22 protein-coding genes and 1 pseudogene are annotated in these 25551 nt (G+C 62.5%); 6 read left to right on the plus strand and 17 right to left on the minus strand.

Translation table 11 applies throughout. The annotated features are described in order from the left end of the window. Nucleotides 1-84: 84 nt before the first annotated feature. The 10 genes from GM910_RS23595 to GM910_RS23640 all read right to left on the minus strand — a co-directional run bounded on the left by GM910_RS23595 (nucleotide 85) and on the right by GM910_RS23640 (nucleotide 9697). Nucleotides 85-1470, minus strand: a complete 1386-nt coding sequence (locus tag GM910_RS23595; RefSeq protein ID WP_159592403.1) for an FAD/NAD(P)-dependent oxidoreductase — start codon at nucleotides 1468-1470, stop codon at nucleotides 85-87. Then, a complete protein-coding gene (locus tag GM910_RS23600) occupies nucleotides 1470-1763 on the minus strand; it encodes a (2Fe-2S)-binding protein (protein WP_159592406.1) in 294 nt (97 codons plus the stop codon). Before GM910_RS23600 ends, GM910_RS23595 begins: the two co-directional genes overlap by 1 nt. Next, nucleotides 1744-2865 (minus strand): NAD(P)/FAD-dependent oxidoreductase, encoded by a 1122-nt coding sequence (locus GM910_RS23605; RefSeq protein ID WP_246226309.1) that lies wholly within the window; start codon nucleotides 2863-2865, stop codon nucleotides 1744-1746. The genes GM910_RS23600 and GM910_RS23605 overlap by 20 nt, the downstream gene beginning before the upstream one ends. Nucleotides 2866-2923: 58 nt before the next feature. Continuing rightward, on the minus strand, nucleotides 2924-4297 hold the full coding sequence (locus GM910_RS23610) for an MmgE/PrpD family protein (protein ID WP_246226312.1): 1374 nt from the start codon (nucleotides 4295-4297) through the stop codon (nucleotides 2924-2926). Next, a complete protein-coding gene (locus GM910_RS23615; protein WP_159592412.1) occupies nucleotides 4294-5160 on the minus strand; it encodes a carbon-nitrogen hydrolase family protein in 867 nt (288 codons plus the stop codon). The genes GM910_RS23610 and GM910_RS23615 overlap by 4 nt, the downstream gene beginning before the upstream one ends. A 1-nt stretch (nucleotide 5161) precedes the next feature. After that, the gene (locus GM910_RS23620; protein ID WP_159592415.1) at nucleotides 5162-5809 is read right to left on the minus strand and encodes an RraA family protein; all 648 of its coding nucleotides are present in this window, start codon (nucleotides 5807-5809) and stop codon (nucleotides 5162-5164) included. Between the two features lie 11 nt (nucleotides 5810-5820). Beyond that, nucleotides 5821-6909 (minus strand): ABC transporter ATP-binding protein, encoded by a 1089-nt coding sequence (locus tag GM910_RS23625; RefSeq protein WP_159592418.1) that lies wholly within the window; start codon nucleotides 6907-6909, stop codon nucleotides 5821-5823. Then, entirely contained in the window at nucleotides 6906-7709 is an 804-nt protein-coding gene (locus GM910_RS23630) for an ABC transporter permease (protein ID WP_159592421.1), read from the minus strand. The genes GM910_RS23625 and GM910_RS23630 overlap by 4 nt, the downstream gene beginning before the upstream one ends. Nucleotides 7710-7713: 4 nt before the next feature. Next, nucleotides 7714-8553, minus strand: coding sequence for an ABC transporter permease (locus GM910_RS23635; protein ID WP_246226314.1), 840 nt, complete (start codon nucleotides 8551-8553; stop codon nucleotides 7714-7716). 100 nt (nucleotides 8554-8653) lie between these two features. Beyond that, complete coding sequence (locus tag GM910_RS23640) at nucleotides 8654-9697, minus strand: ABC transporter substrate-binding protein (protein WP_159592424.1); 1044 nt, start codon at nucleotides 9695-9697, stop codon at nucleotides 8654-8656. A 143-nt stretch (nucleotides 9698-9840) separates the two neighbouring features. Here GM910_RS23640 and GM910_RS23645 point away from each other — a divergent pair, with 143 nt between their 5' ends. Beyond that, the gene (locus GM910_RS23645; RefSeq protein ID WP_159592427.1) at nucleotides 9841-10683 is read left to right on the plus strand and encodes a LysR family transcriptional regulator; all 843 of its coding nucleotides are present in this window, start codon (nucleotides 9841-9843) and stop codon (nucleotides 10681-10683) included. A 7-nt stretch (nucleotides 10684-10690) separates the two neighbouring features. Here GM910_RS23645 and GM910_RS23650 read toward each other — a convergent pair whose 3' ends face one another. From GM910_RS23650 to GM910_RS23660, 3 genes are all read right to left on the minus strand, one after another. Next, nucleotides 10691-11596, minus strand: a complete 906-nt coding sequence (locus GM910_RS23650) for a LysR family transcriptional regulator (protein WP_159592430.1) — start codon at nucleotides 11594-11596, stop codon at nucleotides 10691-10693. A 127-nt stretch (nucleotides 11597-11723) separates the two neighbouring features. Continuing rightward, complete coding sequence (locus GM910_RS23655; RefSeq protein ID WP_159592433.1) at nucleotides 11724-13700, minus strand: hydantoinase B/oxoprolinase family protein; 1977 nt, start codon at nucleotides 13698-13700, stop codon at nucleotides 11724-11726. Between the two features lie 3 nt (nucleotides 13701-13703). Next, nucleotides 13704-15743: a hydantoinase/oxoprolinase family protein gene (locus GM910_RS23660; RefSeq protein ID WP_159592436.1), complete on the minus strand. Its 2040-nt coding sequence runs from the start codon at nucleotides 15741-15743 to the stop codon at nucleotides 13704-13706. A gap of 1454 nt (nucleotides 15744-17197) precedes the next feature. On the opposite strand from GM910_RS23660, the pseudogene GM910_RS23665 reads away from it, so the two are divergent. Next, nucleotides 17198-17311: pseudogene (locus GM910_RS23665) on the plus strand (transposase); the annotation flags it as partial. Here GM910_RS23665 and GM910_RS23670 read toward each other — a convergent pair. From GM910_RS23670 to GM910_RS23685, 4 genes are read right to left on the minus strand one after another with little or no spacing between them, the layout of a single operon-like run. Next, nucleotides 17304-17696: a VOC family protein gene (locus GM910_RS23670; RefSeq protein WP_159592439.1), complete on the minus strand. Its 393-nt coding sequence runs from the start codon at nucleotides 17694-17696 to the stop codon at nucleotides 17304-17306. The pseudogene GM910_RS23665 and the gene GM910_RS23670 overlap by 8 nt on opposite strands. An 11-nt stretch (nucleotides 17697-17707) precedes the next feature. After that, nucleotides 17708-18460 (minus strand): FadR/GntR family transcriptional regulator, encoded by a 753-nt coding sequence (locus GM910_RS23675; protein ID WP_281354925.1) that lies wholly within the window; start codon nucleotides 18458-18460, stop codon nucleotides 17708-17710. Between the two features lie 45 nt (nucleotides 18461-18505). Then, complete coding sequence (locus GM910_RS23680) at nucleotides 18506-19600, minus strand: Gfo/Idh/MocA family protein (RefSeq protein WP_159592442.1); 1095 nt, start codon at nucleotides 19598-19600, stop codon at nucleotides 18506-18508. Nucleotides 19601-19605: 5 nt separating this feature from the next. Then, on the minus strand, nucleotides 19606-20625 hold the full coding sequence (locus GM910_RS23685; protein ID WP_159592445.1) for a Gfo/Idh/MocA family protein: 1020 nt from the start codon (nucleotides 20623-20625) through the stop codon (nucleotides 19606-19608). A 337-nt stretch (nucleotides 20626-20962) separates the two neighbouring features. Between GM910_RS23685 and GM910_RS23690 the strand changes: the two genes are divergently transcribed. The 4 genes from GM910_RS23690 to GM910_RS23705 all read left to right on the plus strand — a co-directional run bounded on the left by GM910_RS23690 (nucleotide 20963) and on the right by GM910_RS23705 (nucleotide 25431). After that, nucleotides 20963-22231, plus strand: coding sequence for an ABC transporter substrate-binding protein (locus GM910_RS23690; RefSeq protein ID WP_159592448.1), 1269 nt, complete (start codon nucleotides 20963-20965; stop codon nucleotides 22229-22231). An 86-nt stretch (nucleotides 22232-22317) separates the two neighbouring features. Further along, nucleotides 22318-23241 carry a carbohydrate ABC transporter permease gene (locus tag GM910_RS23695; RefSeq protein ID WP_159592466.1) on the plus strand — a complete coding sequence of 308 codons (924 nt, stop codon included), beginning with the start codon at nucleotides 22318-22320 and terminating at the stop codon, nucleotides 23239-23241. Then, nucleotides 23234-24322 carry a carbohydrate ABC transporter permease gene (locus GM910_RS23700; protein ID WP_159592451.1) on the plus strand — a complete coding sequence of 363 codons (1089 nt, stop codon included), beginning with the start codon at nucleotides 23234-23236 and terminating at the stop codon, nucleotides 24320-24322. Before GM910_RS23695 ends, GM910_RS23700 begins: the two co-directional genes overlap by 8 nt. A 20-nt stretch (nucleotides 24323-24342) precedes the next feature. Then, entirely contained in the window at nucleotides 24343-25431 is a 1089-nt protein-coding gene (locus GM910_RS23705) for an ABC transporter ATP-binding protein (protein ID WP_159592454.1), read from the plus strand. Nucleotides 25432-25551 lie beyond the last annotated feature (120 nt).

A 25551-nucleotide genomic window follows, 5' to 3' on the forward strand; every position in this document is an offset into this window, starting at 1 on the left:
CTGAAACCGTCGGGCCTTTCCTGCGGAAATTTGGTGATTCCTCCAGTAATTTCAGCAGCTTACCGTTTATGGACGGGCACTAGACTAGTCTCTAAAAGCAGCAAGCTCGCCCAGTGTTACCGGCTTCAGGGGCGGACGGATTCTGAAATATCCGACGGAAGCCATTGGCAGCCCATGCTGCTGTGCCACAAGTGAGGCAACCGTGTAGCCGCACTGCCGACCCTGGCATGGCCCCATTCCGGCCCTTGTTTCTACCTTGACGCCGTTGCAATCGGCCGCCCCGCGAGCTGCCACCTCCCTGACCGTCGCCGCGGTCAAACATTCACATCGGCAGACCAATGTCTGCGGCGCCGGCGAGAAAACCTCGGGGCGCGGGCGGTATAGCGCATCGAGGAAGGGGCGTATTGCCAGCAATCGTCTCAACGACCGCCGCGAACCTGACGCCTTCCCCTCTGCCGCCGTGGAAGATTGAACGTCCAGCTTGCGCGAAACTCCAAGCCCGGCGATCCGGCCGAGCTCAACGGCAGCATCAGCACCAGCGATTCCGCCGCCATCGCCGGCAATGAACACCCCCTCGCGGGTACTTTCACCCCATCTGTCGAGCCGCGGCACGAAACAGAGCTGCGCATCATCCCAATCATGCTCGCAGCCCATCGCCATCGGGAAGTGTACGTTCGGCACGACACCCTCGTGAGCCAGCAGGATGTCCGTGCCGGCCTCTATGGTTTCGCCCGCGGCCGTCCGGAACCGTATTGCCCGAAGCCTTTCATCCCCCAGCGCCTCCAGACCATGCGCGCCTCGAAAATGCGGAACGCCCGCACGACGCAGCTTTGTCAGCCAGCCGAGGCCTTTCACGAGGCCCTTGGGCGTCTTCATCGCGGAGGCAAGATGGGGAAGAGCACGCCGGAAATTGCCACACGGCGCGGTGTCGATATAGCCGGCAATGCTGCCGCCCAATTCCAGGAGCTGCGTCATGTACAGAAGCGGGAGGGGTCCGGTTCCGGCGATCCAGACCGGTTGATCCGGAATGCTTGCCGCGTTCTTGATCAGGATCTGGGCGGCGCCGACGCTCATTACCCCCGGCAGGGTCCATCCCGGGAAGGGGTTAGGCCTTTCCTGCGCGCCGGTGGCGAGCAGGACCGCACGGGCCTTGACGCTCCGCGTCCGCCCGTCAACGCTCATGAAGACGCCGAACCCGTCCTCGACCTGCCACACCTTCGCGCCAAACAGCAGATCGACGCGGCTTGACCGCAGTTTCTCTGCGAGCTCTGCGCCTTTTTGATAATCCGTTCCCAGTATCCGGCCCAGCGGGCCTGCGGCGTTGCGCTCCACGGCGCGCCAGATCTGACCGCCTGGCGCAGGCTGCTCATCAAGGAGCAGCACTGACAATCCCTGCTCGTACGCCGAAATCGCGCCGGCCATGCCGGCGGGGCCTGCACCGACAACCACGACATCATATTCCCGCTGCATCACGCGACCTCACGCGGGCCCGCCTGCCGCTCCACGACCATGCCGGCCTTGACGGGCACCAGACAGGCCTGGATGGAGGAGGTGCCGTCTATGCGCACCAGGCATTCAAAACAGACGCCCATCATGCAATAGGGTGCCCGGCGTTCGTCGCTCACGGGATTGGTGCGGGCATGGAAGGGTTCCATCCGCACGAGCACCCCCGCCACGGTCTCTCCCTCGGGAGCGTCGATGGGCTTGCCATCCACCGTGATCCGGACGGTCGAGCGGCTGAGGTCAAGCGCATTTCTGAACATCAAATCTCTCCGGCGCAAAGGCGCTCATGTGGTCGTCCAGGGCACCAGCGATGACGGCATCGGCGACGCCATGCGCGTGATAGGCAGCAAGGGTCACGCCGGAATGGCAACTCGCCACGAAAGCACCAGGATAACGCCGCGATCGGTCATAGATTGGCGCGCCGTCCGGCGACTTGATCCTGAGCCCCGACCACTGGCGCACGATGGTGGCGTGCTCCAGCGCAGGCACGATCCGCACTGCGCGGGCCGCCAGTCTCGATGCAGCCGACACGGTGGTGGAGATGTCGAGGCCCACGTCTTCCTGGGTTGCCCCGATGGTCACGGTCCCCTCGCCCGTCTGGCGAAGTCCGCTGGCGGGAAACGGCAAGAAAGGGCGCATGCGCTCGGTCACGAGGATCTGGCCACGCTGCGGCTTGAGAGGCACACGCATGCCGAGAGGCGCGGCAAGCCCGGGTGTTGAGAGGCCCGCCGCCAGCACGACCTTCTCAGCAGCAAAAGTTTCCTTGTCGGTGACTATCTCGAAGCCGAGGGATGTCGGCCGAACGTTGAGCACCGGCGTTCCGAACGAAACGGCACCACCGAGCCGCCGTATCGCCACATGGAGGGAGGTGAGAAGCTCCAGCGGGTTGACGTGCCCGTCCGTGCGACCGAAGCTCGCTCCAACCACCTCCTGCCCCAGCCTCACACCCGGCAGGAGCCGGCTGAGCTCGTCCCTCTCCAACATGACCGTGTCGGGTTCGCGGCCGGGCTGCTGGGCGGCAAGCCGTTCATTCTTGGCCGAGCGCGCACTCCATTCCTTGTCACCTAGGCAGAGGATGAGCCCGCCCTTCTGCTCCATCGTGAGCGGAAGCCGCGCGATCTCCCGCACCTTCCTCGCGAACTCGTCCCACTCACTCGCGCTTTGCTGCGTAATTGCCTGGTAAGACGGAATGCCTTCCCCCTTCCCTTGCACCCAGATGAGACCGAAATTGGCGCGCGAGGCCCGGAAATCCTCCGGCGCCCCGTCGAGCACCATGACTTTCTTCCCCTTCCCGAGAAGGCCGAAGGCGATGGCCGCTCCGACAATCCCGGCGCCGATGACCACAATGTCAGCTGTCTTCACGATGCCTCCGGGCTTGCCGCGCATGGAGCAGAAGGGCGAGGCATGGTTATCAAACGCATCATGCTGGCTCCGCGACGGCATTTAGGAGGACCCTGACCGGCGGAAGCGCCGCGGCTGTGTCGAACATGGAAGCAACCGCCTCGGCGCGCTCCGGCGCAACGCGCTTGGCCGCGAGGGTGACGAACTTTGCACGCAGTTCCGCTTCGCTCATGGGATTGCTCGCTTCGCCTTTAGCGATGTCGATCGCGGCCTCGGCCCGTCGGCCGCTCCCCAGCGTCACCTGCACCGTCGATGCATGATGATGCGGCCTAGCCTTGCCGGAGGCAGGGCTGCCCAACTCCAGCACGACGCGCGCCGCCAGCTTGTGGCGCGCGGGATTTTGCAGGTTCTTGGAACTGAACCAATCCGGCCCCGGCGGCACACCAAGCAGGGCCATGGCAATCGCGTGCGGCGCGCTGAACTGGGCGGCCCACATGTCAGAAGGGTTGGGATTGCTGAAAGGAGGGCGCGTCAGGATTTCCGGCCCGCGCACCAGGATCTCGACTATTTCTCCAGAAGGATCGGCGGCGCCGAGTTCGGCTGCCGCAGCCAACGCAGCCTCGATGCTGCTTTGCAGGATGCGGCAGCAGCTGAACGGCTTGAAGCCCACTTCACGGGTTTCCGAGAACGTGCCGGGCTCGACATCGAACACCGCCCAGTCGCACGCATCGGCGCCGAACATTCGCCAGAAGCCGGTTTCGCCGTCGAAGGCATCGAGCGGGCCCTCGCCGCCGCATTTGGCGAGCAGGGCGGCATTGACGCCCGCTTGCGCGGCAGCGCCGAAATTGTTCTTCGCCATCGAAGGCTTGGCGCCGTAGACAGTCTTCATGACCGAAGCGACAGGAGCGCTGGCCGCCGCGATGGAAAGAGCATGCGCCGTCCGGTCCGGATCGAGCCGCAGCAGACGCGCGGAAGCGGCCACGGCGCCGAGCGTCTGCCACGTGCCGTGCCCGTGCAGGAGCTTTCGCGGCTGGGTCTGTACCAAAGACATGCCGACTCGGCAGCCCACCTCGTAACCTGCTATGATCGCCGCGATCAGCTCCTCAGGCGACGCATCGAGAACTTCACCCAGGGCGAGCGCAGAGCCGATCACGGTCGCTCCGGGATGACCCTTCCGGTAGATATCGTCGAAATCGAGCGCATTGATCAGCGTGGCATTCGCGAGAGCGACGTTGCCCGCATCCGAAAGCTTGGCTCTGCCGGATCCACGCTCCGGCATCACTGTCCTTTGAAGCATTTCGGCCACAGGCAAACCTCTGGCGCTCAGAAGGCAGCCGATGGAGTCGCGCAAGCACTGCCGAGCCTTTTCGACCAGGTCGCGGGGCAGTTCCTCGAAACGGATCGAAGCCGAATAGGCGGCCAGCCTGCCGGACGTGAATTGACCGTACCTCATGGCCACCGCCGTCCTTCATCGGCGAACCGTAGCGGAAACGAGGACAGATCCACCCGATGGGAAGACATCGGAATGAGCTTGCGCACTCGTGACACCTGCTCCGGATCGATATGGCAGGTCACGAATCCGATCCCGTCCGACGCCCGCGCGACGACGTGTCCCCAGGGGTCGCAGACGAGCGAATGGCCATAGACCTGACGTTCATCGCCCTCCGGCCCGGGAAATCGACCCCATTGTCCGCAGGCTGCGAAATAGGCCTGGAATTCGATGGCCCGGGCACGGCAGAGGACCTCCCAGTGATCCTTCCCGGTCTGCAGCGTGAACGCCGCGGGAAGGATGATCAGGTCGACATCCTTCGATGCCAGCCTGTCGAAAAGCCGCGAAAAGCGCAGATCGTAGCAGATGGCGGCTCCGATCCTGAGCCCGTGCGCCTCGTAGACCAGAAGATCCGACCCCCGCTTCACCGCTTCCGATTCGCGGTAGGTCTTTCCGTCTGGCGCCTCAATGTCGAACATGTGGATCTTGCGGTAGCGGCCGACCTCGGTGCCTTCGGGGTCGAAAACCACGGCCGTGTTGTGGATCCTCTCCTCGCCCGGGATTCGCTCGAGCAAACTGCCGGCATGGATCCAGATGCGGTGTTTCGCTGCGAATGCCTGCATCTGGCGATATGCCGCTCCGCCCGGCATATCGTCGGCTGCCGCCCTTTTCTGCGCAGCCGTTCCGCCGCTCCAGTCGAAATGTTCAGGAAGGACGATCATATCGGGCGCGTCGCGCTCGACGACCGCCCGCATCAGCCTGTCCGCCTGTTGAAGGTTGTAGGCTCTGTCCGGCTGCGAGTTCATTTGGATGAGGGAGAGCTTCATCCTAGCCCGCCCGGTCGAAATCGAAGATGGATTTGCCGGCCAAGAGGTGCTCCCTGAGCCCGGCCGAGCGGCTCTGGCGCTCGAGCGCAGCCCTTGCCATGCCGGCCATCCGATCGGCATCGGCGGCAAAGACGCCGTCAGCATCCGCCAGCACCACGTAGCCAGGCAGGACCGCGACCCCGCCGCAGGCAATGGGGACGTTGACGGTACCGCCGATGCGAAAGGCCCGGTTTGTCGTCTTGGCAGAAGCCCCCGCGCACCACACCGGCAGGCCCGCCTCGACGATCTCGGCCGCATCGGCACAGGGGCCATCGAGGACGATGCCGGCCGCGCCGCGCCCCTTCGCCGCTGCCGCGACTCCGCCGCCGACGCACGCTATGTCATCGCCGTCGACCCGGGAGATCACCAGCATGTCGCCGGGCTTCAGAGTATCGATCGCCTTGTAGATCACCGCGCCGTCCCGCCCCGGCGCCACGACCGTCACCGCGTTTCCGAGAGCCTTCACCGGGAAGACAGGGCGAATGCGCCCATGCATCACGCCGTAGAGCGCCAGGTGTCCGATCGTCGCCACCTCGACGCCTTCCAGCAGCGTCTTTAGCTCTCCCGTCACACGATTCGGTGATTGCAGGATCTCATATGGATCGGACATTGCTGATACGCTCAATGCGCCAATGGCTGGATGGCGGCGGACTCGATCAGAAGATCGACATGGCTGCCGATCTCAATCCCCTGAAGCCGGCGGACCGGCACCTGCACCTTGAGCAGGCAATCCTTGGAGACATCCACCCAGAGCTCCGCATGCGCGCCGAGATTGACCAGCTTGTCTACGCGACCCGTCAAGAGGTTTTCGCCGGAAGCGCCCTTGCGGGCAAGCTGTACGTTCTCAGGGCGGATGCAGCAGAGGGTGATGTCGTTCGCCGGGATGTCTCCCGATCTCTCCGAGACGAGCGACAAGCCGCCGCCCAGCGTCAGCGTCAGCCTGCCATCGTGGTCCCTCGCCTGCTTGACCGGCAGGAGATTGGACTTGCCGATGAAATCGGCCACGAACGCCGAGACCGGGTTCTGGTAGATCTCCGACGGCCGCCCCTCCTGGGCCACCACGCCATCCGACATCACCACCACGCGGTCGGACATGGACATGGCTTCCTCCTGGTCGTGCGTGACGTATACGAACGTCATGCCGAGCTGCTGCTGGACCTCCTTCAGTTCGATCCGCATCGCCTCGCGAAGCTTGAGATCCAAATTTGAAAGGGGCTCGTCCAGGAGCAGCACCGAAGGCCGTGGCGCGATGGCACGGGCAAGTGCCGTGCGCTGCTGCTGCCCACCCGACAGCTCCTTCGGGTAACGGCTCTCATAGCCCTCCAGGCGTACGCTCTTGAGGGCGCTGCGAACGGCCTCTTCCGTTTCGCTCTTGGACTGCCCCTTCATCTTCGGGCCGAAGGCGACGTTCTCCTGCACCGTCATGTGCGGAAACAGGGCGTAGTTCTGGAAGACGAGGCCGATGTTACGCTTCTCGGGGGGAACGCCGACCTGGTTCCTGCCGCGGATGCGGATCTCGCCTGAACTCGGTTCGTGGAAACCCGCGATCATGTTCAGCGTCGTGGTCTTGCCACACCCGGAAGGTCCGAGGATGCTCACGAACTCTCCCCTCGGCACGGTGAGGCTGACATTGTCCACCACGACCACATTGCCGCCATAGCTCTTCGTCACGCCGACGAGCTCGATGTCGGCGATTTCTGCCGCGCTCATTTGCTTCCTCCGTGGATCTGCACCGTGAACCCTCCGATCCTCTCGAACAGGAAGATCACCGCGAGAATGAACAGGAGGGAGGCGACGTTGACCGCAGCCAGAATGGGGTCGAGGCTGTATTCGAAGTAATTGATGACGGTGATCGGAAGCGTCGACTGGCCCGGGCGTACCAGGAACAGCGACAAGGGCACATTGTTGAACGAGATGATGAAGGCGAACGTCATGCCCGAGAAGATCCCCGGCTTTATCAGCGGCAGGAGGACATACCGGATTCTCTGCCACCAGCTGGCACCGAGGATGCGCGCGGCACGGTCGAGGTTCTTGTCGAAATTGTACATCGAAGTCGCGATCATCCTCACGGCGAAGGGCACCGTCAGGATGATGTGGCCGGCGATCAGGCCCGGCGTGCCGAGGTAGCGGAAGAGACCCGCGGAAGACAGGAACAGGACGATGGCGACGCCCTTGACGATCTGCGGCACCGCGAGCGGCGACAACAGGAACGACATGATGGCGTCGTGGCCGGGACACTTTTCATAGGCGACCGCGTAGGCACCGAGTGTCGCCAGCACGCCGCTGATCACCGCCACGATCGCAGCGATCTTGGCGCTCAGGATGAAAGGATCCAGCCATTTGGACGTCCACAGCTTCCCGAACCACTCGAGCGTCCAGGTCCAGAACTCGAAAGTGACGTGAGAAGTGGGGCTCACCGAAGCCGCCAGGACCACCACCATGGGCAGCGCGATGAACAGAAGGATGAAAGAAAAGAAGACCCAGTAGCCGACGGAGAGCAGCTTCGACATCGTCTCACCTCACGTGCAGCTTGCTGTTGAGACGGGATTCCAGCCTTGCTCCGGTAAAGGCGATGGCCAGGACGATAACGAGAAGCACGTTGGCCATCACCGCGGCATATGGCCAGTTTATGTAGAAGAGAACCTGCTGGTAGATCATGGTGGCCAGAACGCTGAACTTGATGCCGCCAAGCAGTGCCGGGGTCGCATAGGCGCTCGCCGCCAGCGTGAAGGCGATCAGGAGCGAGCTGACGATACCGGGCACGGAGAGCGGCAGGATGATGTGGCGCAGCACCGAAAGGCGCGAGGCGCCGAGTATCTGCGCCGATTTCTCGAGGTTCGGGTCGATCCCCTGGATGTTGGTGAGCAGGGACAGGATGCCGAAAGGCAGCAGCACATGCGTCAGGCCCACCACCACGCCGAACATGTTGTGGGAGAGAGGCAGCGGGCGATCGATCAATCCTAGCTGGATAACCAGATCGTTGACGAAGCCCTGGTCCTCCAGAATGATCAGCCATCCATAGGTGCGCAGCACGACGCCCGCGAGTTCCGGAGCGATGGCCAGGGCGAACACCACCGCGCGCCAGCGGGAGGTCGAGCGGGCAAGGAAGTAGGCGATCGGGTAGGACATCACGGTAACGCAGACCGCGACCAGGCCCGACATCACGATGGTGCGGAAGAACCCGTCCAAGGCCAGATCGTCCGTGAAGAACCGCTCGTAACTTGTGAGCGAAAAGCTGCCGGTGTCGCCATCCTGAAAGCTCAAGCCGATCATCATGCCCATAGGCAGGGCGAAGAACATCATCAGGATGGTAACAGGGGGAATAAGGGGCACATAGCCGCGCAAGGAAGGCATGGTGCCGCCGAGGCGCATTCTATAGCGCCTCGGCACCACGGTGGTTGTCGTTTGTTCGGCAGCCATGGAGAACGGGCCCCTGTTTCTTTTCTTGCCGTTCCTATTTGGCGGCAGGAATGACCTCGCGCTGCCACTTGTCACCCCATTGGGGCAGCCGCTCGGCGATGGTCGAGGGATCGGGCAGGAGCAGCTTCTGGATGTCTTCCTTGGAGGTGATCTGCTTGGCGCGGATCTCGTCGGAAACCTCCACGTCGGAACGGATGCTGCCGACCTTGTAGCCGTCCATCCAGGCTTCCTGGCTGGTCTTCTCCAGGAAGAAATTGACGAACTCGAGGGCGGCCTCCTTGTTCTGCGCACCGATAGGTACGTTCAGCGTCGCCAGCAGCGGAATGGTACCCTCCTTGGGGATGATGTAATCGACAGGGACGCCATCATCCTTCATCAGCTGGGCACGGCCGCTCCAATAGGGCATGGCCCAGGCCTGGCCTTCGCGGACATACTTGTCCAGAACGGCGGAAGATTGCTCGAAAGCGATGGCGCGCGGCGCAAGTTCCACCATCTTTTCGAAGCCCGGGTCGATCTCCAGGAGCGAGCCCCCATTCATCGTCGAGAACACTTCCATCAGATAGACGGCCATGATGTTTTCGAAGGTGGGCAGGACAATCTTGTCATCGAGCTCTTCGCTGAAGAGGAATTCCCAGGAATCCGGCGCCTGCTTTATGTGGTCGGTCCGGTAGAGCAGCGACATGTACTGCACCTCGTGCACGGCGCCGCATTCGCTCGCCATCGCGCTTACGTCCGGATCCAGGAATGCCAGGTTGGGCACGTTCTCGACCGTGAGCTTCTCCAGGATTCCATCCTTGCAGCCGTCAAGTGACTGAGAGGCGGTCATCACCACCACATCGAAGCCCGGGCTGCCCTTGGTCGCCTTGATCTTGGCATAGTCCTGGGAGGAGGAACCGACGGCGTCGTAGATCACCTTGATGCCGCTCTGCTCCTGAAACGGCTTGATGATCCGTTCATAGATGATCTCCTCATAGGGGCCGCCATAGCTGTTGACGATCAATTCCTGCGCGACGGCAGTCGTCCCGTTGATGCCTACGCCAAGCGCAGCGGCAGATAATGCATACCGGGCAAATCTCATCTGACGTTCTCCCTCTTTGCGCCTTTTTCGATCCCGGCAGTCTGTTTCATCAATTACGCGAAGTCTAATATGGATTGCGCGGGATTAATCAATAATCCATAACAAACCGACGTTCGAAAACCTTATGAACTGAGGCTAAAGCATTGGAACTACGGCGCATCCGCTACTTCGTTGCTGTCGCTGAAGAGCTCCATTTCGGAAGGGCCGCAGCAAGCCTCAACATCGCCCAGCCGGCCTTGAGCTTGCAGATCAGCGCCCTCGAAAGCGAGATGGGGGTGAAACTCCTGCGGCGGAGCACGCGGCGCGTCGAGCTGACCGACGCCGGAAAGGTATTCTATGAAAAGGCGCACGCGATCCTGAACGAGGCCGACTACGTCGCACTGCTGATGCGCACGGCCGGGCAGCAGATCAGCCACCTTAGCGTCGGCTCCATCTATCCGGCGACATTCAAGCTTCTTCCCCGTTACCTTGGCCTTGTGAAGGAGCGTTTCCCGGCGATCAAGACCAGCATTCAAACGGGAACCTCAGAAAGCCTCAGCGGGGAGATCGAACGCGGGAACATCAATGTCGGCTTCCTGCGCCGGATCGAGAAAACCGCCTCGCTCGCCTACATGAACATCTCGACCGACAATTATCTCCTCGCCATTCCCCGCGATAACCCTCTGGCCGACGCCCGGTACGTGGAGGACTATTTCCGCGCAAAATTCGCCCAGCATGGCATCGAGCGCAACATTTCCATCGTCTGCCGAAACACGCTATCGATGATGGCGCTGGTGACCGCCGGTTTCGGCGTCGCTTTCGTGCCGGAATGGGCGGGAGATTTCCCCAATCCCGGCTTTGCCCTGCGCAAGATGGAGGATGTGGACATGAAGATCAGCCTCGGCATCGCTTGGCGCAAGGAAGACCCCATCGCCAACAAGGACGAGTTGGTCGACATCGCGAAGGCATTGACGGAAACGAAGCTCAGGCATGAAGCGCAGCCCTGAAGGGCGGTTACCGCGCTCGTGAAACTCTGTCTGCGTATTCGACGAAGGGCAGTATGCCGGGGACTGGATTGTCCGCGCGCCAACCTATGCCCATCGAGATCTCCTGCGTGAGTTCCTCGACCGGGCGCAGCACCACGGCGCTGCTGACCACGCTCTCGATCCACTCCGGCAGGAAGGTGATGCCGAGGCCAGCCGTGGCCAGTGCGAGAGCCGCCGTCGTGTTCGATACATTCACGCCGATATCGGTGTCGATGCCGGCTGCCGTGATCTGATTGTGCACCTCCTCGAAGCTCGAAAGCTCGAAACGTTTGAGGGTAAAGACCTTATGGCCGACGAAATCGCTGAGCCGCAGCGAGGTGCGGGCAGCGAGCGGCGACTGTCTCGGGATGACGGCCATGAACCGATCGGCCACCAGCGGCCGGAAGCGGACGAGGTTCACGTTGGAGGGCGGCCGCATTATGCCGACGTGGCAATCCCCACGTTCGAGTGCGCGCAGCAATTCCGAGGAATCATAGATCCTGACGTCGAGACGCGTCTCGGGAAACCGGTTCCGGAAGCGTCGCAGGATAAGAGGAAGAAGACGGTGCGCAGCCGGATCGATGGCGCCGACCTTAAGATGCTCGCCACCCGGGGACATCCCTCCAGCCGCAAGCTTTGACAGAAGGACAGCCTCGTCCAGATTGACCAGCATGTCGCGCGCGAGCGGCAGGAAGGTCTCGCCCGGCGGCGTCAGTTCCACGCTGCGTGTCGAGCGTATGAAAAGCTGGACGCCGAAACTGTCCTCCAGCTTTCTGATCCTGTGGCTCAACGTGGGCTGCGTCATGTTGAGCCGTTTCGCCGCCCGGCCGAAATGCAGCTCCTCGGCCACGGCGATGAAGCATTTCATGCTCGACAGTTCCGGCATCTCTGTCATGGCGCTAGCGATCACCGCGGACAAAGATCGTCAGGTTGAACGAGGGCCGGGCGGATGGCAAGTTTCATCGCAAAGGCTTGACCCCGTCCTGCAAGCGCTCGCTGCTCGATCGGTAGCCGATCATAGTTCAAGAAGCGCGCCGGAAGCCGGACAACAGCGCCGCTTCTTCCTCCATGACGGCTTGCAATGCTTCGGGCGCGACCGCTTTTCCCTCGCAAAGCATCCGTTGGTGAACCTTTCCGACGACCTGGCTGCGAATGCGCGGGTCGAGAGACAGCGCCATCGACGCAAGCTGCTTGCGTGTGGCCATCGGCCATGCCCGATCGTGGCGCGCGCGCTCGTCACAGAAACTGAAGTCATCGAGAGCAGGGCGGGCGCGGCGATTGCGCGCGGCGTAGGTCGCCTCCTCGTCGACCCTTCCCTCCTGGTCGAACATCACGGCATAGACCTCTGCAGCTCGCGCGCGCGACAGCATGCCGTTCTCGATCTCTTCCACGATGGCCGCGGTCTCGCGCTCCAACGGATCGCCGAACCCTCCGCCGGTCGGGCTGGTGATCCGCACGACATCGCCGCGGCCGAGTTCGAGAACAGAGATCTTGCCGATGGAGCGCTCGTCCGGCTTTCCCGGATTGACGAGTGTCCTCCCCAGAAGGCCTTGCTCCCCTCCCCTGTAACCCCAGGGCGCAAAGACGAAGCGATTCATGTTGCGGACCGTCATGATCGCGCGGCTGGCGGTGTTCTCGATCTCGATCTCCAGCGCCGCGCCGCTGGCGTAGCGCCCCGCACGCCGGCTGTCGGGGACGCTCCTGATGGCGCGTATGATCAGCGCCGTCTCCACCTCGATCACCTCGGTCGGCACCATGCGCTGCGAGTACCGCACCTCCGTGCCGTCCACCCCGTCCCGGTCGCGGCGGGCGCCTCCGCCCCCGTGGATCGTGTTGATGACGTTGACGCGATCGCGGCCCGTCCGCGGATCGGGCGCCGCCACCACGATGACGCCGGCCATGCCCGCGCCGGCCGCGGCAAGGCCGTCCGGCAGCGCCTGATTTAGGCAGCCCATGATGATGTCGTAGGCGCGCGTTGCCGATGCCGCACGCGATCCACCGGAAGCTGGAAACATGGCGTTGAGGACCGTGCCGCGCGGCGCGTGGGCGTGGATGGGCCGCAAGATGCCGGAATTGCGCGGCGTCAGCGGATCCATGGTCAGGATGAAGGAGATCAGGCACTGGACCACGTAAGGATGTGTCGTGGCGCCAGTCACCAGATTGTACGCGGCCTGAAGCTGGGGATCGGTCCCCGAGAAATCCACGTCGATGTCACCGCCGCGAACGGTCAGCGTCACGCTGAAATAGGCAAGCTGCCCGTCATTGATCCCCTCCAGGTAATCGGAGAAGGAATAGCTGCCGTCCGGAATTTGCTCAATAACGGCGCGGGCCTTCAGCTCGGCATAGCTGATGACATCCTGCATGCCCTGTTCAACGGCGTCGCGCCCGTACCGTTCGCACAATTCGCCGATCCTGCGGTCCATGCTCTTCAGGCCGGAAACCATGGCCTGGATGTCGCCCCAGAGCTCGGTCGGAATGCGGCTGTTGTCCTCGAGCAGCGCCTTGTATGTCTGGTTGAGCCTGCCCTCCTCGTAGAGCTTGCCGGGCCTGATCCTGGTGCCCTCCTGAAACACTTCGGTGAAGGCGGGAGAGATGCTGCCGGGCACCGCACCGCCGATGTCGGACGCATGCACGAACGCCCAGCCGACCGCGATCAGCCTGTCGTCCCTGAAGATCGGGTAAAGCAGGGTGATGTCCATGAGGTGCGTCACCAGCCCGTCGGTGGCGAACGGATCGTTGGTGATGATGATGTCGCCCGGCCTCAAATTCTCCCGCCCGATGGAATCGAGCGTGGGCCGGATAGGTGAGCCGATGAAGACGTTGACGCCGGACATCATCGGATAGGCGAACATGTCGCCCTCCGCGGTCGCAAGGGCGCATTGATAGTCCTGGACAAGCTTGACGAACGTCGTGTGCGCGGTGCGGTAGACCGCTGCCGACGCCTCTTCGACGATCGCGTTGAAGCGATTGTTCATGATCGCAGTACGTACGGCGTCCATCGCTCAGCTCCGGGTCATGAGAATTGTGCCAAAGGCGCCGGCGCGCGCCACGAAGCCGGGCGGCACGACGATGGTGGCGTCGGACTGTTCGATTACCGCAGGCCCTTGAAGGGTCTGGTCCGGGGAGAGGCGCGAGCGTTGGTAAACAGGAGCCTCGGGAAAGGACCGTCCCTGGAAACGCATGGGTCGAGCACCCTTTCCCGCACCCCCGCTGGCCGCCGTTCGTGCCGAGGCCGGCTCCGGTATCGACATGGCGCCGCGCACGCGCAGGCGCAGATCCACGAACTCGACCGGCGCGCTGCGATCCGCATGGCTGTAAATGCGTTCGTGCTCCTGATGAAAGGCATCGTGCATCGCGGCGATATCCCGCTCCTCGACGGCGGCATCGGGAAGACGGACATCGACCTGGAACGACTGCCCGACATAGCGCATCTCGGCCCAGCGCTCGAATTTCCTGGAGACAAGCCGCTCCGGCGGAGCCTGGCGCGAAAGCCATTCATCGGCCTGTCGCTCGAAGACCGCGAACTTCTCCGAAATCAGCGCTCCGTCGACCACGACGCCGTGGATCGTTTCGAGGAAATCGTGACTGAGGTCCGACACCAATCCGCCAAGCGCGCAAAAGACCGAAGGCGTGGTCGGCACGAGGATGCGGTTGACGCCGATCTCGGCGGCAAGGAGCGGACCGTGGATGGCTCCTGCTCCCCCGTAGACGAGCAGGGTGAGGTCTTCAGGGTCCACGCCGTGCCGGGCAAGATAGGGCAGCACACCCGCGACCATGTTGGAACTGGCAACGGCCACGCACATCTCGGCTGCGGAAAGTGCATCCGTCCGCAAGGCCTCCGCGATGGGCGCCATGGCACGCAAGGCAGCGTCCCGGTTCAGACGCATTTCGCCGCCGAGCAAGGCTTCCGGCAGATAGCCTGCCAGAAGATAGGCGTCGGTGAGCGTCGGCGCGGTTCCACCGCGCCCGAAGCAGGCAGGTCCCGGATAGGAACCAGCGCTTTGGGGTCCGACGCGCAGCACGCCGCCATCGAAGACTGCGAGAGAGCCTCCGCCAGCGCCGATCGCCTCAATCCCGGTCACCGGCATGACGACCGGAAACTCCCCGACCTCGGCAGAGGTGGAGGTAAGCACCTGCCCCTCGCTTACCAGCGAGATGTCGGTGCTGGTTCCGCCCATATCCATGGTCAGGATGTTGTGTTCGCCGACGGCGCGACCGAGATACTGCACCGCCGTCACGCCCGAGGCCGGCCCCGACAGGAGCGTGTGGACCGGAAATCTACGCGCCTCGGCAGCCGCCATCGCGCCGCCATTGGAACGCGTCACGAAGAGCTGCGATCCAGGCAACCTCTCGGCGACATAGTCCTCGATCGCACCGATATACTCATTCATGCGCCGGCGCACGAAGGCGTTCAGCACGCTGACGACCGCGCGTTCGTATTCACCGATGCGCGGCCAGATCTCGCTCGACAGGCTGACATCGGCATCCTCTCCAACCACCCTGCGAATGATCCCGGCGACAGCCTCTTCGTGCTTTGGGTTGGAGTAGCTGTGAAGAAGCGCAACAGCATATCCCTCGGCATCCGCCTCCACCGCCTGCCGCACCGCGACCTCGACCGCCTCTTCATTCAGCGGGCTCGCTACGTCGCCACCGCGCAGAAGCCTTTCCTCGATCTCGAAGACCAGCTTTCGCTCGACAAGCGATTTGGTGCGGCTTTCGAATATATTGAGCGGATTGCGAACCCCCATGCGCTGCAGTTCCAGAAGGTCCCGATATCCCGCCGTTACGAAGAAGGCGATCTTCGGCCCCTTGCGCTCGATGACCGCGTTCGTGCTCACCGTCGTCCCGTGCATCACCACGGCGGCCTCCCCCGGCGCGGGCGAAAGCCTCTCGAGCAGGATTTCGTAGCCTTGTCGGAAGCCCTCCTCGAATGCCGGCGGCGTGGAGGGCACTTTCAGGCTGACGATCTCATTTCCCTCCCCCTCGCGCCATCCGCAGAAATCGGTGAAGGTACCGCCGATATCGATGCCGATCCTAAGCACGGTCGGCGCCTGCCAGTTCGTAGTCCTGCGCCCGCCTAGCGGCGCCAACATCAAAGGGACATTGCGCTAAACCCGACAGGGCCGGTACCCAGTACGCGAGCATAGGGTTTGCCTCCTCGTTCGGTTCGCTGGAAAGGACGATACGATGTGGAGCCAACTACCATGTACATTCCGCCCCTGAGAAAGTGAGAAAAAGCTAGATTATTTCGTTTTACTTATTAATCGATGTGAGGGCTCATTGACGCCTGACGTTAGACCCTGAACTTCCTCCAGAATCTCGGCTGTGTCAGGCACGGCTTAACTTCCATGAAAAGGCTGCGCTTTGCCAAATCATGCGAAAGGCGCGCTATTCGAGACGCCAGCTCCATCAGCACTATGCGTGGATCAAACCCCATCTTTCACCTGCAACACCGGGAGAAACATGGGAGCAGGCTCTGCTTCGGGTTGAAAAGGCGACAGATGACGAACTAGCCGCGCGGGGCCTGGATCGTTAAGCCGTCCTAGCCTCGTTTGCCGTCTGCGCTTCTTCTGTAGCCAGCATTACCGCCGGCCCGTCCGTCTGATGTGCGCCTACCGCGCAGATGACCGCTTTCGAGATCGGTCTGCCGCCTGCTCAACGACCCAAAAGGCGGGCGCAAAGCGGCCATTTGACCCTGATGCGGCAATGTCTTGGTCAACTCGCGCCGTCGCATTGGCCGTGTCAGACTGCCTATCGGAGGCGCCCCGTTTCAATCAGCTGCGCCGGGTCCGGCAAGTTGGGACCCGGTGGTTAGACGGTTGGCGTTCAAGCCGCTTGGATTCGTTCCAATTCAAGAGCAAACACCGGCTCTTCCGGTCGGGGGGATCGGCGGTAGCGGACCCCGACTCGAACCCCCAATGACAAAAATCCGGTGGCGACATGCAAGGACAGCATGCGAATGCTGTCACCCTCAATTCATGACCTAAATTGAGCCCCCTGCCCGGCGGTTATGAATCACTTTCGCGAAATCACGATCTTTGGGCCGGCGACGCTAAAGGTGTACGTCCGACGTGGCTGACTTTCGCCCTCTCACTGCACGGAAATTGCACGGGCGCTTCAATAACCGGCTGAAACCCATGGATTTTCCGTCCAGTCCATCATGGGTGCAACCGCGAACTTAAATGCTTGATTATGTTGCATTATTCCTGCATTATCATGGAACTAACCGAGAACGTGTGCACTGGTTTTTGGACCAAATTGCACACGCTTGTACCACTTTTGAACTCTCTGTGCACACGGAGCGCACACCCCGGAAAGGAGTGCACGCGAATGGCGACTTTGGTGAAACTTGGTTCGGGGAACTGGCGTATATAAGTGCACCGTAAGGGACGCTACGTCTCTGAAACCTTCCGCCGGCCTGCTGCCGGTTTTTCGGACACGCGGTTAAGCTAACATAGCTCGTTCCTCGAACTCCACGGGGCTCAAGTAGCCCAGTATCATTGGTGATGCACACACGCGCGGTTCGTACGGCCGCGACAACCGCATGTTCGTGGAAGCGGTGCTTAATATGGTGCGGACCGGTTCGCCGTGGCGCGATCTGCCTAGGGTTCCGTCAGTTCGATGAGCAAACCGTCGGGGTCGCGGCAGAAAGCAACCTTCCCCACGATGTCGGGATTATAGGCGGGCCGCGGAGGCTCAACCATCTCCACCCCCGCCTCCTCGAGCTGGTGGTAAGTCTCCTCGACGTCATCAAAGCTGAAGGTCAAGTGCCGTATGCCGGCGCGGCCCTCCGCCACATCCTCGGCGAGCAACGCGCCCGTCGCTGGGCTGACGAGCTCAAGCATGCTGTTGCCAGCGTGAAGAAATGCGATCTCGTTGCCGTAGAGTCCCAGCCGGCGGACAACGAGCTTCAACCCCAAGAGATCAACATAAAACGCCAGGCTCCGGTCGATGTTGCGCACCGTGATGCCGGCATGTTCAAAGCCTCTCAGCACGGAATGCCTCCCTACGTCATATCTTCGTTGTCCATGAAGCGGCCGCGTTCGTCTGCCTGCAGCAGCTCATTTATAATGTTTGTGATGTGGCGCGCCATTGCCTTGTGCGCGGCCTCAGGATTGCGCATCTTCAAAGCGGCGACGATGGCGTGATGGTCGCCGATCCACATCGGCCGCACGCTTTCATCATGGATGTGCTCGTGAAGCCTCTTCCACATGCGCGAAGCGTCACGCTGCGCCCATAACGCTTCCACCATGGAGACGATGATGGCATTGCCAGTGATGTTGGCGATGGTCATGTGGAATTCGCGGTCGCCCTTCTCGCTCGACGGCACCGCGCCCGTGTCAGGCTGCATGCGCGAGATGCACTCCTCGAGTTCCATGATGTCGTAATTCGTCGCCCGCTGTGCAGCGAGATAGGCGGCACCCGATTCGACCGCAAGCCGCGCCTCCAGGAGCTCGAAGGGGCCGGGTCCGATGTCGGTGTTGATGGCGTCGAAGCCGAGCTGATTGGGCCGCGTCGGAAGCACGACAATGCCGGCCCGACCGCGCACCTCCACAAGCCCGCGCATCTCCAGTGCGATGACGGCCTCGCGCACGACGGTGCGGCTCACCTGCAACTCTTCGGCAAGCTCGCGCTCGGAAGGCAGGTGCCACTCAGGCCTGCCAGCATTCTCTTCGATCATGCGTGCAATGCGGCGCGCGACAATTTGATAAAGCCGCTTGGACGTCAGTATGCGGGCCCTGCCTTCAGCCTTCTCCAACCTAGTCTCCGTTCTCCCCGAAGGTCGCGCCCTCGTCCGAGGATACTATGCGCTCTTTGCGGCCGCCACCTCCGGTTCGGGCAACCAGGAGCGGTAGAGCGGATGCTCACGGCTGATCGGCAGCGGCGTAGGCCGGCCGGTACGCTCGGAGTGATAGGCCGCAGTCACCAATTCCAGCGAGTTGCGCGCGTCCTGCAACGTCACCGGCAGCTCCGTATCGTTGACGATCGCTTGGTGGAAAAGCTCGAACTGACGCGTGTAGCTGTCCTCCGTCGGCACGAAATCTGCCAGCGCCCGCTCGATTTGCTCCTGGTGCTCCGACGTCCCCGCCGTGAAGGTCCAGGGATCGCGCGCCATGGTATAGGGCTCGGTAATGCTTTCGGCCACCAGGTTCTCGAAGCAAAAGCGCAGGCGCGAGATCTCCTTGCGCGAGCCCAGCGTCATCGACAGGGCGGCGAGTGAACCATTCTTCATGCGCACGGCGAGTGCCATCGTGTCCTCGACCTCGATCTTGTTGAGAAGCGTCGCCCCATAGGCAAATACCTCGGCACATTCCCCATGCACATAATTCAGCATGTCGTGTGCGTGAATGGCATGGCCGAGCAGGCCGCCGCCAAGTTCCGTTGCCCATTTGCCGCGCCATGGCACCTCGTAATAGTCGGCGCCGCGCCACCAGTGCGTCTCGATGGTGGTCATGAACGGTTTACCCGTCAGCCCCTCCGCCATCAGGCGCTTGAGCTTCTGCAGCCCGGCGCCGTAGCGGTACTGGAAGATCGGCATGAGCTTGTGGTCGCTCTTCGCCAGAATCTCGGCCATCAAGTCCACCTCGGCGAGCGAGCCGAAAAGCGGCTTCTCACAGATCACGTGCTTGCCGGCCTCGATGCTGCGTCGTGTCAACTCGAAATGGTTGTAAGGCGGCGTGCAGATATCGATGACGTCTATGTCGTCGCGCGCAAAGAGCAAGTCGGCGTCTTGGGTATATTCCGCGATGCCGAACTCCTCGCAGACAGGCTTTGCGCGCTCGGCATCCAGCGAGCATAGCACAGGCACTTCAAAGAGATCCTTGTTCCAGCCGTAGCCGGTCAGGTGGCGTTGGGCGATGCCGGCGCCGATCACCGCCACGCGCAGTTTCTGGGTCATGATCGTCAATCCTGTTGCTTGGGAGTGATGATGGCAGCTCTGGCCTGCGCATCGAGCGCCAGACGGCAGACCTCGAAGACGTGGCGCTGGCTCATCGCCGTCTCGGTACGGTCGCGCACGTCCCTGGCGAAGGCGTCGAAGTAGTCGAGCGGCTCGCTCGAACAGTCGATGTGGCGTATGCCCGAACCGTTCACCAGGAACAGGTGGTCCTTGCCCGGCCGCCCGGCGATGTCGATGTATTTCCTGAGCTCGATATAGCCTTCGGTACCCAGGATAGTGAGCCGCCCGTCGCCCCAGGTGGGCAAGCCGTCGGGCGTGAACCAGTCGACGCGGATGTAGCCCGAGGCCTGCGCGCTGCGCAAAAGCACCTCGCCGAAATCCTGGAACTCGGCCGATTGTGGCGTGCCGAGATTACCGACCGAGCTTGCCACCACCTCGGCGCTGCCCGAGCCGGTGTAAAACAGGAACTGGTCGATCTGGTGCGAGGCGATGTCGTTGATGACGCCGCCAATGGCTTCCATCTCGAAGAACCAGCCCGGTCGTGTGGAGAGTGATTTTCTGTGCGGCCCCAAGCCAAGGGTCTGCACCACTTTCCCGACCGCCCCGTCGGCCACCATCTTGCCGGCTACTACGGCGGACGGCACGCAAAGCCGCTCGGAAAAGCAGACGGAGAAGATGCGACCCGTCCGCGCGACGGTTCTTTCCACCGCCTCGAGTTGCTCGAACGTGGTGACGCCCGGCTTGTCGACGATCACGTCCTTACCAGCCTCCATGGCGCGGATCGCCAGCCCCGCCCGATCGCGCGGGATGGCGGCGGTGCAGATGACGTCGATCGAGGGGTCGGCGAGGATCGCCTCCCGGTCGAGCGCCTTCGCCTCCGGATAGGTCTTGCAGAAATTCTCCAACAGCGCCGGGACCGAGGTCTGCGGGCAGTAGCCCACGAACTCTGCGCCCGCCGCGGTGAGGCCGTTTACATGATCGAATATATGCCCGTGGTCGATGCCCACGGCCGCAAACTTCAGCATTCTTGCCGTTCCTTCTGCCAATCCTCGCCCATTGGGAAGCCGAATTCGATACCGGTGCCCAGCCCCTCTTGCCCCTACCGCAGGAGCACGGAACCACATTTCGGTCAGACCAGAACGGAAACTGGAAGATATGTCAAGTCCGGCACACGACATCCCTTCAGGTGAAAAGATGTAGTTAAATCATGAGTTTCTGGAAAATAAGCAACTGTTCTCTTTGACTATTGACATTCCGACCAGACGAAACGAAGCTCCTCTGGTTAGACCAACATCATTTTTCGGCTGGGACAGCCACGGCTGGTCGACAGGGCGGGCGACCGTCCTTAGAGGGAGGAGAATCATGAAGCTTACTGCTATTTTGTCGAGCACCGCGTTCGGCCTGGTGATGACGGCGACGGCACACGCCCAGGAGGTCACGATATACTGCGACGATATCGGATTCGGCTGCAAGACGATGGCGCCCGTCGCCGAGCGGTTCAACGAGGAGCACCCGGGTAAGACGGTGAAGCTGGAGACGGTATCCTATCAGACCGTCGTCGAGGCGCTGCCCGTGCAGCTCGAGTCCGGTGAGGGACCGGACGCCGCCATCATCACCGATCTGGGCGGCCTTAGCCGCTATTATGTCGACCTCACGCCGTATGTGGACGCGGCGAACTTCGAGAAGGAATTCGGCCAGACGCTGCAATGGCTGCGCGGTACGGACGGAAAGAGCAAGGCCATCAACGGCATGCCGACTTCGCTCACCGTGAATGGCGCCTACGTGAACCTCACCCTATTCGAGCAGGCGGGAGTTCCCGTGCCTGAGGAGGGGGCAACCTGGGACGAGTGGGCCGAAGCCGCGCGCAAGGTGGCCGAGGCGACCAACACTGAGTTCCCGATGGAGATGGACCGCTCCGGTCACCGTTTCGCGAGCTTCGCCATCAGCCATGGCGCCGAACTGGTCGATGAGGAAGGAAATCCCGTCGTCGATGACGGCCTGCACGCGGCTATCGACAAGTTCGTCGAGTGGCACAAGAACGGCACCATGCCGCTCGATCTCTGGGGCGCGGTCGGCGGCTCGACGCACCGGGAGCTTTTCGAGGACTTCCTGAACGCGAATGTGGTGTTCTATTTCGGCGGCTCGTGGACGCTCAGCCGGATGGATACCGAGGTCGGCGACCTGTTCGAGTGGGCCGTGGTCGATACGCCCTGCGGCCCGTCCTCCTGCACGGCGATGCCCGGCGGCGGAGCGCTGGTGGGCTTCAAGCACACGCCGAACCCCGAACTCGTGGGCGAATACATCGACTATGTCGCGCAGCCGGAGAACTACAAGGAGATCATCGCGGCAGCGGTCGAGATTCCCGCCGCCACATCGCTCATCGAGGAAGGCGTCGACTATCCCACCGCCTCCGAGCGCACCCAGGTAGCGCTCCGCACCTTCATGGACCAGATCCCGAAGATGGCGCCGGCCGCCTACCGTTTCCAGGGCTGGCGCTATCAGCGGGCCATGATGAACGCGCTGACGACGCGCATCAGCCAGGTCATCAATGACGAGCTGACCGCCGAGGCCGCGCTGGAGCGCATCAGGCAGGACGTGGAGCTTGCGATTCAGGCTGCGGAAGCCAAGTAGCCGGCGCACGGAGGGTAGCCATGCGCGCCGCAGCCATATTCTCGAGAGCCCTGGCCGCCCTGCCCGCCAGGGCGATCGAGCCGGTCATGCGCGGTGCGCAGAATATCCTTGGCATCAAGCGGATGCCCTGGGTGTTCCTCTTCCCCAATTTGGCGGCCGTGCTGTTCTTCTCGCTTCTGCCGGTCTTCATCAATATCTTCTATTCGGCCACCGGCAGCGACCGGCTTTACCCCGCGGACCGGCCCTATGTCGGCGCGGCGAATTACGAGACGCTGTTCGAATGCGGGAGCTATCTCGACCCCTCTACATGCTCCCGCGACCTCTTCTGGCGCGCGCTGGGCAATACGCTGATCTTCGTGCCCGTACAGGTCGCGGCGATGATCGGGATCGCGCTCTTCACCGCAATCTGCCTCAACCGCGACATCCGCGGCCGGGGCTTCTTCCGCGGCATCTTCTTCTTCCCGGTCATGCTCTCACCGGTGGTAGTGGCGCTGACGTGGCAATGGATCCTGCAGCGAAACGGTGCCCTCAACGGCCTGTTGACGGCGCTCGGTCTCACACCGGTGAACTGGTTGGTGTTCCCGAACTCCGCCTTCTTCTGGTCGGTCTTCGTGACCGTGTGGGCGCATATGGGCTTCTTCACAATCATCCTGCTGGCCGGCCTGCAGTCGATCCCGCGCGACGTCTATGAGGCGGCGAAGATGGATGCCGCAAATCCCTGGCGCGTCTTCACGCGCATCACGCTGCCCATGCTCAAGCCCACCTTGCTGGTGGTCTTCATCCTGTGCGTCATCCGATCGGTGCAGACCTTTGATGAGCTTTACGTTCTGACAGGCGGAGGTCCGGGCTCGGCGACGATTTTGATCGTGCAGTATATCTACGAGATCGGCTTCGCCATCCAGCCGCGTAATTTCGGTCTGGCGGCCGCAGCCTCCCTGCTGCTCGGCGCCGTGCTGCTGGTCTTCACCCTGATCCAACTGCGGCTGGCGCGGGGGAAGAGCTATGACTGAGCTTACCGCCCGCACCGCGCAAAGCTCCATCCTCCAGTTCCTCACCCGCCGCCGCGGCAGGGTGCGGGCGGATTGGACCGACTGGCTCACCTACGCTTACCTGTTTCTCGGCCTGGCGGTGATGTTCGCGCCGGTGCTCTGGGTCGTGCTTTCCTCCTTCAAGGCACCGGTCAACCTGGCCGAGTTTCCGCCCACTTTCCTGCCCTACGCGGCGGAGACCGTGACGGTGGAGGGTTTCGACGAGCCCCTGTCCCTTTACGAGGTCATCACCGAGGACGGCGAGACGCGGCAGCTGGCCCAGATCCGCCGCGTCGGGCTCAACGCCCAGATGATCGATCCAGCAAATCCTGAGGCCGGGCGGCTCGTCGTGCCGGTGGCGGACGCCAAGCCCGTGCGAAGTATCCTCTTCACCTGGCAGAATTACGCGCGGCTCCTGTCTGCCTCGGGCTCGGATCTGTGGCTGTTCGTCTATAATTCGCTCTTTATCACCATCGTCGCCACGGCAATTACGGTGATCATGAATTCCATGGCCGCCTTTGCGCTGTCGAAATACCGCTTCAAGGGTAACACACTCGCCCTCATAGCCATTCTGATGACGCTGATGATACCGCCGACCGTGGTGCTGGTGCCGATCTATCTGATCGTCGCCCAGTTGGGCCTCGTGGGCAATCTATGGGGCGTCATTCTGCCCACAGTCGCCACCCCCACCGGCGTCTTCCTCCTCAGGCAGTACATGCTCACCATCCCTGACGAACTGATCGAGGCGGCGCGCATGGACCATGCCAGCGAATGGCGCATCTACTGGCGCATCATTCTGCCTCTCTCCGCGCCGGCGCTCGCGGTGGTGGCGATCTTCTCGATCCTGTCGCGCTGGAACGATTTCCTGCTGCCCCTGGTCGTGCTCAACCGGCGCGAGGTCTTCACGCTGCAACTGGCGCTCGCCTCCTTCCAGGACGAGAACCAGATTCATTACGACCAGCTCCTGGCGATGACGACGCTGACCGCCCTGCCGCTCGCCTTCGCCTTCATCTTCCTGCAGCGCTACATCGCCAGCGGCATCGCCTCGACCGGCATCAAGTGAAATCGGACACGTAAATCGAAATGGCAAATCTCATCCTGGAAACGCTCAGCAAGTCCTTCGGCGCCGTCGAGGTGATCCCTGGCCTCGACCTTCAGATCGAAGACGGCGAGTTCGTAGTCTTCGTCGGACCGTCAGGCTGCGGCAAATCCACCCTGTTGCGCCTCATCGCCGGGCTGGAAGAGGCCACCGCTGGCGACATCCGTATCGCCGGCGAGAGCGTGATTTCCGTGCCCGCCGCCGACCGCGGCGTGGCGATGGTTTTCCAGTCCTACGCGCTCTACCCGCACATGACCGTGCGCCAGAACCTCTCGTTCGGGCTGGAGAACATCCGCATGCCCGAGGACGAGATCGCCCGCCGCGTCGAGGCGGCGGCGAAGATGCTGCAGATCGAGGAACTGCTGGAGCGCCGGCCCAAGGAGTTGTCGGGAGGTCAGCGCCAGCGCGTCGCCATCGGCCGCGCCATCACCCGCAACCCGAAGATCTTTCTGTTCGATGAGCCGCTGTCGAACCTCGATGCGGAGCTTCGCGTTCTGATGCGCGTGGAGATCACCAAGTTGCATGAGCGGCTCGGCAACACCATGATCTATGTGACGCACGATCAGATCGAGGCCATGACCATGGCCGACAAGATCGTGGTACTGCGCAAGGGCGTGATCGAGCAGGTGGGCGCGCCACTCGAACTCTATAACCGCCCGCGCAACCTGTTCGTGGCAGGCTTCATCGGCTCGCCGCGCATGAACTTTCTCAACGGCGCGATCACCGGGGTGAGCGAAGCCGGCCTTTCCTTCCAAAGCCCCCATCTGCCGTCCTTTACCCTTCCCGCGCGCCCGGGTCCGCTCAGGGCGGGGGCAACGGTAACGCTGGGCGTACGCCCCGAGCATTTCACGCTGTCTGAGAACGGCACGGGCTGGCCGCTTACGGTCAGCGTTTCCGAGCAGCACGGTTCCAACAGCTATCTGCATTGCGCCACACCCGACGGCACGCCAGTCCTGATCCACGAGGCCGGACAGAGCCGCGTGGCGCGCGGTGACGTCCTGCACGCCCAGCCGCGAGAGGGCCACTGGCACCTTTTCGATGCAGCGGGCCTGCGCGTGCCGCTGGGCAATTGAAAGAGTACAGCCAACGCGGAGTATACGACCGCCTAGAGCACGTCCTGTTTAATCCGGGTCATATCCTGCGGCCCTGAAGTAGTTGGCGCATTCGGCCGGCGTGAAGAGGTCGATGATAGG

The sequence above is a fragment of the Chelativorans xinjiangensis genome, from assembly GCF_009812055.1.
In the GTDB taxonomy this organism is placed as follows: Bacteria; Pseudomonadota; Alphaproteobacteria; order Rhizobiales; family Rhizobiaceae; genus Chelativorans; species Chelativorans xinjiangense.

Bases quoted from the DNA above. Each gene is read 5' to 3' on its own strand.
- GM910_RS23595 (WP_159592403.1), bottom strand. From the start codon at position 1,470: ATGCAGCGGGAATATGATGTCGTGGTTGTCGGTGCAGGCCCCGCCGGC.
- GM910_RS23600 (WP_159592406.1), bottom strand. From the start codon at position 1,763: ATGTTCAGAAATGCGCTTGACCTCAGCCGCTCGACCGTCCGGATCACG.
- GM910_RS23610 (WP_246226312.1), bottom strand. From the start codon at position 4,297: ATGAGGTACGGTCAATTCACGTCCGGCAGGCTGGCCGCCTATTCGGCT.
- GM910_RS23615 (WP_159592412.1), bottom strand. From the start codon at position 5,160: ATGAAGCTCTCCCTCATCCAAATGAACTCGCAGCCGGACAGAGCCTAC.
- GM910_RS23620 (WP_159592415.1), bottom strand. From the start codon at position 5,809: ATGTCCGATCCATATGAGATCCTGCAATCACCGAATCGTGTGACGGGA.
- GM910_RS23625 (WP_159592418.1), bottom strand. From the start codon at position 6,909: ATGAGCGCGGCAGAAATCGCCGACATCGAGCTCGTCGGCGTGACGAAG.
- GM910_RS23630 (WP_159592421.1), bottom strand. From the start codon at position 7,709: ATGTCGAAGCTGCTCTCCGTCGGCTACTGGGTCTTCTTTTCTTTCATC.
- GM910_RS23635 (WP_246226314.1), bottom strand. From the start codon at position 8,553: ATGCCTTCCTTGCGCGGCTATGTGCCCCTTATTCCCCCTGTTACCATC.
- GM910_RS23640 (WP_159592424.1), bottom strand. From the start codon at position 9,697: ATGAGATTTGCCCGGTATGCATTATCTGCCGCTGCGCTTGGCGTAGGC.
- GM910_RS23650 (WP_159592430.1), bottom strand. From the start codon at position 11,596: ATGACAGAGATGCCGGAACTGTCGAGCATGAAATGCTTCATCGCCGTG.
- GM910_RS23655 (WP_159592433.1), bottom strand. From the start codon at position 13,700: ATGGACGCCGTACGTACTGCGATCATGAACAATCGCTTCAACGCGATC.
- GM910_RS23680 (WP_159592442.1), bottom strand. From the start codon at position 19,600: ATGACCCAGAAACTGCGCGTGGCGGTGATCGGCGCCGGCATCGCCCAA.
- GM910_RS23685 (WP_159592445.1), bottom strand. From the start codon at position 20,625: ATGCTGAAGTTTGCGGCCGTGGGCATCGACCACGGGCATATATTCGAT.
- GM910_RS23690 (WP_159592448.1), top strand. From the start codon at position 20,963: ATGAAGCTTACTGCTATTTTGTCGAGCACCGCGTTCGGCCTGGTGATG.
- GM910_RS23695 (WP_159592466.1), top strand. From the start codon at position 22,318: ATGCGCGGTGCGCAGAATATCCTTGGCATCAAGCGGATGCCCTGGGTG.
- GM910_RS23700 (WP_159592451.1), top strand. From the start codon at position 23,234: ATGACTGAGCTTACCGCCCGCACCGCGCAAAGCTCCATCCTCCAGTTC.
- GM910_RS23705 (WP_159592454.1), top strand. From the start codon at position 24,343: ATGGCAAATCTCATCCTGGAAACGCTCAGCAAGTCCTTCGGCGCCGTC.